Origin of the sequence: Halomonas sp. (assembly GCF_052095695.1) — a bacterium.
Taxonomy (GTDB): Bacteria; Pseudomonadota; Gammaproteobacteria; order Pseudomonadales; family Halomonadaceae; genus Vreelandella.
Genome location: NZ_JBQDLQ010000104.1, coordinates 1 through 10791, shown reverse-complemented (window position 1 = coordinate 10791; position 10791 = coordinate 1). Strand labels below are relative to the sequence as shown.

The 10791-nt window shown below is 54.1% G+C and carries 10 protein-coding genes; 5 read left to right on the top strand and 5 right to left on the bottom strand.

Features of this window, described 5'->3' with window-relative positions; translation table 11 throughout:
* Positions 1–330: 330 nt before the first annotated feature.
* Positions 331–1242, bottom strand: a complete 912-nt coding sequence (locus tag ACTH5D_RS15645) for a LysR family transcriptional regulator (protein WP_441672849.1) — start codon at positions 1240–1242, stop codon at positions 331–333.
* Positions 1243–1415: 173 nt separating this feature from the next.
* Here ACTH5D_RS15645 and ACTH5D_RS15640 point away from each other — a divergent pair, with 173 nt between their 5' ends.
* The 4 genes from ACTH5D_RS15640 (at position 1416) to ACTH5D_RS15625 (ending at position 5769) form a co-directional block, all read left to right on the top strand.
* Positions 1416–2405 carry a Bug family tripartite tricarboxylate transporter substrate binding protein gene (locus ACTH5D_RS15640; RefSeq protein WP_441672847.1) on the top strand — a complete coding sequence of 330 codons (990 nt, stop codon included), beginning with the start codon at positions 1416–1418 and terminating at the stop codon, positions 2403–2405.
* A 24-nt stretch (positions 2406–2429) separates the two neighbouring features.
* Positions 2430–2864, top strand: a complete 435-nt coding sequence (locus ACTH5D_RS15635) for a tripartite tricarboxylate transporter TctB family protein (protein WP_441672845.1) — start codon at positions 2430–2432, stop codon at positions 2862–2864.
* Between the two features lie 33 nt (positions 2865–2897).
* The gene (locus ACTH5D_RS15630; RefSeq protein WP_441672843.1) at positions 2898–4394 is read left to right on the top strand and encodes a tripartite tricarboxylate transporter permease; all 1497 of its coding nucleotides are present in this window, start codon (positions 2898–2900) and stop codon (positions 4392–4394) included.
* A gap of 61 nt (positions 4395–4455) precedes the next feature.
* Complete coding sequence (locus ACTH5D_RS15625) at positions 4456–5769, top strand: aminotransferase class V-fold PLP-dependent enzyme (RefSeq protein ID WP_441672841.1); 1314 nt, start codon at positions 4456–4458, stop codon at positions 5767–5769.
* Between the two features lie 446 nt (positions 5770–6215).
* Here ACTH5D_RS15625 and ACTH5D_RS15620 read toward each other — a convergent pair whose 3' ends face one another.
* The 3 genes from ACTH5D_RS15620 to ACTH5D_RS15610 all read right to left on the bottom strand — a co-directional run bounded on the left by ACTH5D_RS15620 (position 6216) and on the right by ACTH5D_RS15610 (position 9797).
* Positions 6216–6506: a hypothetical protein gene (locus tag ACTH5D_RS15620; protein WP_441672839.1), complete on the bottom strand. Its 291-nt coding sequence runs from the start codon at positions 6504–6506 to the stop codon at positions 6216–6218.
* A gap of 1083 nt (positions 6507–7589) precedes the next feature.
* Positions 7590–8927: a hypothetical protein gene (locus ACTH5D_RS15615; RefSeq protein WP_441672837.1), complete on the bottom strand. Its 1338-nt coding sequence runs from the start codon at positions 8925–8927 to the stop codon at positions 7590–7592.
* 126 nt (positions 8928–9053) lie between these two features.
* Complete coding sequence (locus tag ACTH5D_RS15610; protein WP_441672835.1) at positions 9054–9797, bottom strand: antitoxin Xre-like helix-turn-helix domain-containing protein; 744 nt, start codon at positions 9795–9797, stop codon at positions 9054–9056.
* Positions 9798–10036: 239 nt separating this feature from the next.
* Here ACTH5D_RS15610 and ACTH5D_RS15605 point away from each other — a divergent pair, with 239 nt between their 5' ends.
* Positions 10037–10285: a hypothetical protein gene (locus ACTH5D_RS15605; RefSeq protein ID WP_441672833.1), complete on the top strand. Its 249-nt coding sequence runs from the start codon at positions 10037–10039 to the stop codon at positions 10283–10285.
* A gap of 196 nt (positions 10286–10481) precedes the next feature.
* Here the strand turns inward: ACTH5D_RS15605 and ACTH5D_RS15600 are convergent.
* A partial coding sequence (locus tag ACTH5D_RS15600; RefSeq protein ID WP_441672831.1) for a hypothetical protein occupies positions 10482–10791 on the bottom strand: 310 nt, incomplete at its 5' end.

Genomic DNA, 10791 nt, shown 5'->3' with positions numbered 1-10791 from the left:
GCCAGCAACCTGGGGCTTCGCGACGCTCAATCAGCATACTCATGAATAAGGCGGGTTTAGTTCTGCTGGATTGATTTTTCATATGAAGCCAAAAACCATGGATGACTCTCCATCAGATGTTGGTTAAAAAACACCCGTTATTAAACTAACAGCGAAGTGTCCATGCCCGGCATAGTGCCGGGTTTTTGCGCATTGAGATGCTGATCTACTCATGTCGCCAATCGAAATCATTCAGGATTAAAGGAAGGCTCTAAAGCTTAGTGCTACTCAAGCAGGGGGTGACGTCGTAGTGTTAATTTTGGAAGTGTGTGTTCGGCGAAGAGCAGAATATTATTTAGCTATAAAGAAGGGGTGGGTGTAGTCAGCTGCATTAGCGAGCCGAAGAGCAAGTTCCTCGAACAACGAGATGCGCGCTCCACCGTGGTACAGCGCGTAGTAACCTATAGTAGGGAGACGGGGAGTGGTTTCTAGGATCTCTAGCCCCTGCTCACGGGCGAACCGTTGAACACAAAGTCTTGGCAATACGCTGATGCCTCGCCCCGCCGCTACTAGACCAACCAGTGCTAATAAATTATCGGCGGTCAGGTTGGCGACGGCCATGCCCTGATGTGAGAGCCAGCGATTAATGTCCTGAGCGAACCCGGAACGCTTGCCCTGGCTGATCAGGGGGTAACGCTCAAGCGCCCCAATGGAAATGGGATGGGGGATATCCACCAAACCCTCTCTGGCCATGAAGGCCATTTCTACCTCCTCCAGCAGCTGACTTTCCACCCCCGGCTGAGCGAAGGCCTCGGGCACCTGCGGTATCACCACCAGATCAAGCTCTCCATCCTGAAGCTGCTGGTAAAGGGTTCGGCTCATGTCGATGGTGACGTCCAACCGGATATCGGGTCTTTCGGTGGTGTAATTCCGCAGAAAGCTCGGTACCCAAGTTAGAGCGGCCAGTTCGGTGAAGCCAATACGTACGCGATGAAGCGTGGGCTCATGGTGCTCATTGAGCTCAAGGATTCGCTTCGCCCCGTCGAGCGTCGCATAGGCCAACTCCAGTAACCGTTCACCCTCTTCTGTGAGCCGCGCGTTACGCCGTGAGCGGTCGAAAAGACGTAGTCCGGAGGCCTGCTCCAGCTCGCAGATGCGTTTGGAGACGGTGGACTGCGTCGCGTTGAGACGATGTGAGGCACGCTCGAAGGTGCCGAGCTCAACAACTTGGACGAAAGTCTCGAGTTGCTTGAGAGTCAACATGGCATCACCAATAGATGAACTAATCGAATGATAATATATGAAATGTATTCGCTTTTTTGAAAGAGTTAAATGCTATTAAGTAATCAATGAGTACATGCAGCGACAGGCTAGCGGTTTCTCTAGCTAGTGGCCTGCCCTAAAGACTCAATACAACAGCAACAAGGAGTAAGGTGATGAAGGTTCAATCCATTTCTGTACGTAAGGTGATGCTGGGCGCAATGGCGACGCTGCTGACGAGCGGCCTGAGCACAACAACACTAGCAGCGGACTACCCCACTAAGCCGATTCAGATGATTGTCTCCTTTGGCGCTGGGGGCAGCACCGACACCATGGCGCGGATCTTCGCCAAGTACGCTGAGGAAGAGCTTGGTGAGCGGATAGTGGTGGTCAATCGTCCTGGCGCTGGTGGCGAACTGGGCTGGGTACACCTTGCCAATGCTGACCCAGACGGTTACACCATCGGTTTGATCAACTCACCCGTGGTAGAGGTATACCCCTTCACTCGCGAGGAGAGCGTCGGCTACTCCCTCGAAGAGATCCAACCTCTGGCCAATGTTATAACCGACCCGGGCGTGCTGGCGGTCGCCGCCGATAGTCCTTACAAGTCCCTGGATGACTTGGTCGCCGCGGTGAAGGACGATCCTGAATCGGTGATTGTTTCTCACGAGGGCGTCGGGGGAGATGATCATCTCGCCGCACTCAACTTCGCTGAAGAAGCGGATATCGACCTGAGTTTCGTGTCCTACAACGGTAATGCCGAAGCGACCGCCTCATTGCTGGGCGGCCACATCACCGCCTTCGAGGGCAATATGTCGGAAGCGGCGGCCCAGATTCAGGAAGGCAAAGTACGCGGGCTGGCCGTATGGGCCGACGAGCGAGTCGAGGCCATTGCCGACGTCCCCACGGGAATAGAGCAGGGCTATGACGTCCAGGCCGCCGCGTCGCGCGGTTTTGCCGTGCCGGCAGGTGTGCCCCAAGAAGTGTATGACACCCTTCTGGACGTTACCCGGGATGTGGTCGACAACCCCGAATTCCGTGCCGAGATGGCGCAGCTCAACATGCCGGTCAATCCTATCTACGGGCAGGAATACGTCGAGTTCATCCATGACAGCCACGATCGGCTGAAAGCGCTCTGGGAGAAAGATCCTTGGATCGAACAGTGATCGGAAGTGCGGTGAGGTAATTCTATGACTCTCGACACTATCGACCGTTGCGTAGCCGTGCTGGTCGGAGCGCTCTGTGCGGCTGCGTTGGTCACTGGCCTGTCCATGCGAGGTGACGCGGGCGTATTCCCCGTGATCACCGGCACGCTGGGGTTACTCGCTTGCGTAGGGATTGCCTTTGCCACCCTACGCGGTCAACCCCCTGATGAGTCGCCACTCGCGTTGCCCTGGCCGCGATTCCTGGTCTGGTGTCTATGCGTGCTGGGGATGCTGGGATTGATGGTGACCGTCGGTACCTTTGTCGCAATGCCGCTGTTCCTGCTGGTAAGCCTGCGCTGGCTAGGCCATTTGCGATGGCCGACAGCCATGATGATTGCCGTAGCGTTCTCGGTCGTGATCTACGTGGTCTTCATATATCTACTGTCCGTGCCACTTCCCGCTGGCTGGCTGGCGGGCTAACGGCGGCCAGCGACCTCACTCAAGAGGCTCTCTATGGACGTATTGCTTCCTGCCCTCGGCAATGTGCTGACGCCGATGGCTTTGCTTACGCTACTTCTCGGTACCCTGGCTGGCATGACGGTTGGCTCACTGCCGGGATTATCTTCAACGATGGGCGTAGCGCTGTGTATCCCCATTACCTTCAACATGCCGCCGGAGCTGGCCCTTATCTTGCTCGGCGCTGTCTACGTCAGCTCGGTCTATGGCGGGTCGGTGACGGCAATCTTGTTGCGCACGCCAGGTACTGACGCTTCCATCGCTACAGCGCTCGACGGCTATCCATTGGCCGAAGCTGGACGGGGCGGGGAAGCACTGGGCATGGCAACCCTAGCCTCGTTGTTCGGCGGAATGTTCAGCGTGATCGTGCTGATCGCCATCGCGCCGCCGCTGTCGACGGTAGCACTGGCCTTCGGCCCCCAAGAGTACACCATACTGGCGATTTTCGGGCTGGTGACCATCGTTGGGGTGGCATCGGATCGTCCGCTCAAGGGCGTTCTTTCAGCGGCGGTGGGGCTGGTGCTGGCCTGTGTGGGGTTGGACACCTTCACCGGTGTGCAACGCTTCACCTTCGGTTACAGCGAGTTGTTCGAGGGAGTGCCGCTGTTACCGGTACTGATAGGGCTTTTTTCAGTTTCCCAGGCCTTCAACCTCTGTGTTCCCGACGGCGGCGGCGTGCTTGCCGGCAAGGAGAAACAGCTCAAGGGGCGCAGCCTACCGCTGTGGCATGATATCCGGCGTAGCTTGCGTACGATGTTCCGTTCGTCGGTGATTGGTTCGGTGGTGGGCATTTTGCCCGGAGCGGGGACCAGCATCGCCTCCTTCATTTCTTACAATGAGGCGCGTCGTCATTCCCCGACACCCGAGCGCTTCGGCAAGGGAGAGCTGGAAGGGGTAGCGGCCTCGGAGTCGGCCAACAACGCTGTAACCGGCGGTACCCTAATCCCTACCCTCACGCTGGGCATTCCTGGCAATGCGGTCACGGCGGTGTTCGTCGGCGGTTTGACTATTCACGGAATGATACCAGGACCGAGCCTGTTTACCGACCACGCCGAGACGACCTATACCTTGATCCTCTCGCTACTGTTCGCGAATGTCCTATTTGCGGTGCTGGGGCTGTGGCTGTGTCGCTATCTGGTGGTGGTGACCAAGGTACCGGGTGCAGTGTTGGGGCCTATGATTCTGGTGTTCAGTGTGATCGGTACCTATGCGTTGCGTAACGAGGTCTTCGACGTCTGGCTTGCGGTGGCCTTCGGCGTGGTTGGCTTTTTCATGGAGCGCTGGCGTTACCCCGGCGCTCCCCTAGTGATTGCCCTGATCCTGGGGCCCATTCTTGAGGTCAACTTCCGACGCTCGATGCAGATCTCTCATTGGGACCTGACCACATTCTTCACCCGGCCACTGTCATTGTCGCTTTGCGTGCTGGTGGTGCTGGCACTGGCATTTCCGCTCTGGAGCCAGTGGCGTCGACACCGCAAAAGTGTCCAGCACTGATTTCCACTGCTTTTCAATAAAGGTCAGACACTCATGTACCTGACCGTAGGAGATATCACTAATGACGGCGAATTCGGCTCATATTATGCCCCTACCCAACACAATCCCTGCGGAAGGTATTTTGCTGCCCGAAGAAATACTGAGCCAAGTACGGGGAGCCTTCCTGCACGTTGATTCCTGCCCCTACTCTGGCAAACGAGCATTTTTTGAGAACGCAGGTGGTTCATTAACACTTAAGTCAGTCGTTGAACGAAGCGCTGAAGTTGCCAGCATTCCCGATAATGAACACCGTGACAACCCAGCTTCCCGCGCGGTGTCTCAGATCGTTTCAGCCGGGCGCGATGACCTGGCCTGCTTCATGGGTGCTAGCAACGGCGTCATTTTTAGTGGTGAGACCGGTACCGAATGCTTGTTCCGCTTGATCCGCGCAGCAGCGCTTACAGCCGAGAACGGAGGCAGCATCGCGGCAAGCTCGGTAGAACACCCTGCAACCTATGATGCTACCGCCCAGTGGGCTCACCGCACCGATCGTGAGTGGATCGAAGTACCATTCGATATTGAGACTGGTCAGGTGACAGCAGCACATTACGCCAACTGCGTGCGACCAGACACGCGAATCGCAACCATCCTGCATACTAGCCCGATAACCGGTATGAGCATGGATATCGTTGAGATCGTGCAAACCATAAGGGCCGTGTCCCCTGAGTGCGTGATCATTGTCGACGGTATACAGCACGCACCTCACGGAGCTCTAGCCATCGATAACTATGATGTCGACGCTTATGTTGTCTCTCCTTATAAAGCGTTCTGCCGCTTCAATAACGGGTACGCTTGGGTTTCTGATCGTCTGGCTGTAGTTGACCATGAACGGCTGTTGGGCAAGCCCGCAGATGCTTGGGAATTGGGTAGTCGTGATCCCTCGGCTTTTGCTGGCTTCAGTGCAGTGGTTGATTACCTTGTTTGGTTGGGCGGGCACTTCACCGAAGAGTCTTCACGACGTGCCTGTTTGGTTGCCGCTGGCTTGGCGATGCAAGCCCACGAGCGTGCTCTGGTACATCGGTTACTGCACGGCGGCGCGGACCTACCGGGGCTGTGCGGTTACCCCGGGCTACATCTTATTGGGCCGACGGATTCACCGTATCGCGAAGGGGTGGTATCGTTCGCCGTTGAGGGAGTCGAGGCCAAGCATATCGTCGCCGAGCTCGGGACACGGGGCATACGCGTCCACGCCCGAAGCGACGACGTTTTCTCAGGCAACATCCTGCGCCCGCTGGGGCTGAAATCAGTTACTCGAGTCTCTTTCACTCATTACAATTGCGCTGAAGAAATTGACCTTTGTCTTGCGGCGCTTGCAGAAATATTGCCCGAGAGGTGATGGGGGCTGTTGACCCTTAAAGAATGTTTACAGACTATCAAGAAACGCGGGCAATCAGTTTAGCGGCTGACGACCCACGGCCAGCCATACCCAGGCTTAAGACATCTCGAACGTAATGCCTGAAACTGTGAAAGCCTAATAGGTACTGACAAGATGAAATCACCCGACACAAAGCAGCGAAAACTGAGACTTCCCTTTTCTGAAACCGACCTATTACGAGGGCTTACACCACACCTGTCTCATTCAGACGAGGTGGCACCACCATCTTCTAAGGAGTTGAGGTCGCGGTAAGGTCTTGATGGCGAGAGTATTTATAAATACTGCAAATAGGTATTCGTGGTAGAGAGGGCCCGTGATGCCGAGTGTCGGCTACGCAGCTGAGCATTTTACTGCTCGAATCAGGGAGTCATCACGATAGGCGATTCAAGAGCCAAGATAAGGCCAGATTAGCGAGTGACTGCTTGCCATGGTTCTCGCGGTGTTGGCTCCCAATCATGCAAAGTGATACGACCGCTAAGCTCATGAGCATGGATACCAGCATAATTTTGTTCATAACTTACCTCACTGTTTGGAAATAGCGGCTCATAGCGGTGTGATAGCTGCGATTCCTCACGTTGGCATTCCGCAAATGGAAGATAATGCTCCGTCGAGATTTTCACCGCCACTATGCCGGACGGCTCAAGCGCCAAGTACAATGCTACTTCATCGTCGTCGAGCCAATGAACAGTTTCTATCATGCTATCAGCCATATCGCCTGATGGATGAGCTATCAGAAAAATTAGGTATCTTCTTCTCTCAATGGGTGTAGCGCTCTGGAAAGTCGCGCCATTTGCCGCCAGAGCAACGGACTCAGAACATGCCATTCAGCACTTGGCGGTGTCATCACGGCGCGGGCGCCCCGTCGTTTGCGGCGGGGACACGATGTCTTCTATGTGAGTCCAGCCCTTATAGGGGGATCTCGTAGTGTCGCGACATAGCTCACCTATGCTGCTGAAGCATATGGGAAAGTAGCAAAAATCCATTTTTCAGACACAGCAGCGGTTGGCTTTGTGTAGTGGTTCACTGATTCTGGACACCAACGTAGGTGGTAACATCATCGACGTCACCCCCAGATTGAGTAGCGCTACGCCTTAGAGTCAGGTCCTATGCGTGAAGAGATAGACAAGGATGAAAAATGATCGACAAAAATGCCAAAAGCTGAGGCTTCCCTTTTCTGAAGCCGACCTATTACGAGGGCTTACGCCACACTTGGCTCATTCTGATGAGGTGGCATCACCATCTATTAAGGAACTGAGGTCGCGATAAGACCTTGAAGCGTGGATATTAATAAATACGGCAAATAGGTATTCGTGGCAGGGAGGTTCCAAGATGCCGAGTGTTGGCTACGCAGCTGCGCATTTTCACTGCTCGAATCATGCTGGGGAAGACTGCTAACAGGCGTGTTGTGAGTCATCACGGTAGGCGATTCAAGAGCCAAGATAAGGCCAGATTAGCAAGTGACTGCTTGCCATGGTGCTCACGGTGTTGGTTCCAAATCATGCACATTGATACGACCGCTAAGCTCATCAGCATGGATGCCAGCATAAATTTATTCATGACCTACCTCACTGTTTGGAAATAGCGGCTCATAGCGGTGTGATAGCTGCTATCGCTCACGTCGGCATTCCGCAGATGGAAGATAATGCTCCGCCGAGAATTTCACCGCCACTATGGCGGCCGGTTCAAGCACCCAGTTCAATGCTATTTCAGCGTTACCGAACCCATGAACAGTTTCTATCATGCCATCGGCCAGACCGTCTAATGGACGAGCCATCACAAAATTAGGTGTCTTCTCCTCTCAACGGCTGCTCGAGGTCGACCTCCATATTGTTTGTCAGGCGCAGAGCTTCAGACAATGTGTCGGCTGTGATGGGGCGCACGATGTGTGGCTGCTGCAAAAAGTCGCGATCCAAGCGATCCAGAGTGTTGCCCACATAAGAATACTGCATAGGGTCATCTACCCCTACCTCGCTATCGTCAGACAGTAGCCATTCTCCCATACCGCTATCTTCCAGGGCGTACACCCCGCGGCCTGAGCGCCACACCAACCCCTTTTCACGCAATGAGTCCAGGCCACGCTGAATGGAAGAGGGGGCCGGCTGTGTTTTACGCCCAGCGCGTGCTTGGATCTCTTGCAGCGTTGCTTGAGTGAAGGGCGTAAAGGGACGATTTTCGGCGGCTGCTTGAGATAGGACGAACAGAATCGCCTGCTGCAATTCGGTCAGTGGGTCATACTCAGCCTGAAAAATAGATAAAGAGTCCGCCTCAACCGCATTAGCCCCTTGCTTTAACAAGCGGCCCAATTCAGGCGCCTGCCCAAGCTCCAGTGCGATTCGCTTAACGATCTCCCAAAGTAGCTCAGGTCGATGCCCCATGTGCTCAAAGGTCTGTGCAACATCGGTTACCTGGAAGGTATTACCTGGCGCCAGTTTCGCGTTTATGTGCTGAGTGAACGCTTCGATAAAGTCGCTGCCCAGTAGCGGGAAGGGAATGACGGTATTGCCAAAGAAGGGTTGATCCCGACTCATCACGAGCTTTGCAAGCTTGTCCCGGCTGCTACCGGTGAAGACCAAGCGTAGTCCGGGTTGCTTAACGCCCAGAGTAAGCGCATCCCGGGCAGCTTTTAGCGCGAACATGGCGTTCATGCCCCTCTCGCTATTCAGTGCGTGCTGCGCCTCGTCGATAAAAAGGACCACCGGATACCCGGATACTTCATGCAGCGCTTGGAGGGCTTCTACCAGCGTAACCCCGTCGGGCAGCGTCGGCTGTGATTGATCCCAGGGCAATGTCCGATAGAGACGGACGACATGACTACCGCCGGTGCTCAACGGCTGCTTGATGCGTGACGCATAAGACTGCAGCTTCGCCATGATGGCGCGTTCTATCAGTACACCGGGATCACTATGCGGGCTCGACCAGAGGTCAACGTAGATCACTTCCCAGCCTCGCTGCTCGCAAGCTGGCATCATATCTTGGCGCAGGAAAGTACTTTTGCCTGTATGGCGTGGTGAGGCAAGAAACAGCCCACTGCTGTAGTCCAGCAAGCTCTCGCCAGCGAGGCCGGCGACAATCGATGCTGCCAGCGTGGGTCGATGGAAGACAAACGTTCTGGGTACCATGGATTACGTCTCTTTACCCAAGTATGCGTAAAATTATACATCAGGATAGCAAATTGAGGTAATGCAAGCCTGGTAGACGGCTACAATCCGAGGGCTTTCGGCAGTTAACGCATCGCTGAGGATTTTTTATGCAAAACCTTCCTGGCGCTTGGTATCCAGATAGTGCCGGATCGAGTACAACCCGTTTAACCCATCGCGATGCATGACCGTCATCGGGGAATCACTATGAAACGGGGCGTGATCAATGGGCAAATGAAGCCACCGTTGCTGCTGCTCCATCCGCGGGAAGAGTATCGTCAAAGACCGGTAAATCCCCAAAATGTTGGACGCGCATTCCAGTTGCTCAGGGTACAGCGCGGCTTGCGACGGTGTGGCGGACCATTCGCGATATGTCCTAACACTGAGTCCAAGGAGTGACGCCATCTCTATGTCGGAGAGACCCCATTGCCTCGCGATCGACGGGAAGGAGCGCATCACCGCGGCACTGTTCGCCGCGCTATAATGTGCCGCCTGACGACCTGGTCGACGGCGCTGGTGCCAATCGAGCCAATCCGTCTCGAAAGCCACCAGGCTTTCTTCGTTTTCAACAACGGGAACTGCCGCTCCGGTCAAATAATCCGCCAATTCATCCTGTAGCGCTAGCGGGACATCAAGCACCCTCACGTAGCGAGTTCCCGCCGAGGTGATATGGATAGGCACCTGACCTTCCAACACGGCGTTGTTGGACCTATGCATATCGGCCTCCCAGTCCTCTCTGCCTAATGGCTCATAAGGATCATCGACCTTACGGACATCCCCCTTCAAGCGATTCTGAGGACTGTTGCTATCACCACGGTCAAAAGGCCGTTGCGAGTCTTTATCTTGTGTCATCTGGGCACCCTCATTGCCAACCTGCCAACCTGCCAACCTGCCAACATCAAACGCCCAAAAGGAAGACGCGGTTTTTTAGGTACTTAAGCCGAGGCTTATGCCAAGCCAGCAAACAGCCGATGCTGACAACAGTATTTGGCCGGGACAACAGCAATGGCAACTCAGGGTGACGTTTGCCTCGACCAGCGGCCCAAGCTGCCATAATCTAGTAAATCACAATAAGCATTAGGAGAAAGCCAATGTTGCGGCACGAGAATATTCTTGCGAGCTTAGGCGGAATGGAACTGGATGTCGCGATAGAACGTACCCGCAATGCTCTCACTACTCATCTTCACAATCCTGCGAAATTGAGTGTGTTTGGTGACGGCGAGAAGATCGACCTGTCCCTGCATGAGCGTTTTGAAATATTGCAGCTAGTGCGTGAAATGCTGGAGGCGAGATTGGCGGTTCTGGAAAACGAGCCGGGAGAATGGCTCAATGGCGAGTGAGGATTCAAAATAATTATCACGGTTTTTATATAAGAAAAGATTATTAAAAGTGATGAAAGACTTATGATGTGACGCCAAAAAGATTTTGGGAAACACTATCTGGTTATCCTATAAATCGTCACGTCAAAGCTGATTTGGTGGCCTATTGGCAGAGGCAATTAACCGTTGAGATGTAGCGTCTTAGTGGATTGGTTTTTCAGTTGTTCCGTCTGGGCGCTGCTTTTTTCATCATGGCGCATTTCTGGGGTTGGCCAAAGGTCAAATCGGTCTGAATACCAGACACAAAAAAATCACGCATTGTGCCTAATGGGTGCCATAAACGGTCATAGATCGTCATTAATTGGTGATGAAATGCTTGAGTATGTTTTGCTAGTATCTGTGTATGATTATGATTTATATGGATTATTCTCACTTTGAAACTAGCAAAAAATAAAACTAGGCATGCATCTGAACGGCCTCCGAAGCCGAGGGTCGCAGGTTCAAATCCTGCCGGGCGCGCCATAATT

Excerpts from the sequence above, each read along its gene's own strand:
- ACTH5D_RS15645 (WP_441672849.1), bottom strand. The coding sequence starts at position 1,242 with ATGTTGACTCTCAAGCAACTCGAGACTTTCGTCCAAGTTGTTGAGCTC.
- ACTH5D_RS15640 (WP_441672847.1), top strand. The coding sequence starts at position 1,416 with ATGAAGGTTCAATCCATTTCTGTACGTAAGGTGATGCTGGGCGCAATG.
- ACTH5D_RS15635 (WP_441672845.1), top strand. The coding sequence starts at position 2,430 with ATGACTCTCGACACTATCGACCGTTGCGTAGCCGTGCTGGTCGGAGCG.
- ACTH5D_RS15630 (WP_441672843.1), top strand. The coding sequence starts at position 2,898 with ATGGACGTATTGCTTCCTGCCCTCGGCAATGTGCTGACGCCGATGGCT.
- ACTH5D_RS15625 (WP_441672841.1), top strand. The coding sequence starts at position 4,456 with ATGACGGCGAATTCGGCTCATATTATGCCCCTACCCAACACAATCCCT.
- ACTH5D_RS15620 (WP_441672839.1), bottom strand. The coding sequence starts at position 6,506 with ATGATAGAAACTGTTCATTGGCTCGACGACGATGAAGTAGCATTGTAC.
- ACTH5D_RS15615 (WP_441672837.1), bottom strand. The coding sequence starts at position 8,927 with ATGGTACCCAGAACGTTTGTCTTCCATCGACCCACGCTGGCAGCATCG.
- ACTH5D_RS15610 (WP_441672835.1), bottom strand. The coding sequence starts at position 9,797 with ATGACACAAGATAAAGACTCGCAACGGCCTTTTGACCGTGGTGATAGC.
- ACTH5D_RS15605 (WP_441672833.1), top strand. The coding sequence starts at position 10,037 with ATGTTGCGGCACGAGAATATTCTTGCGAGCTTAGGCGGAATGGAACTG.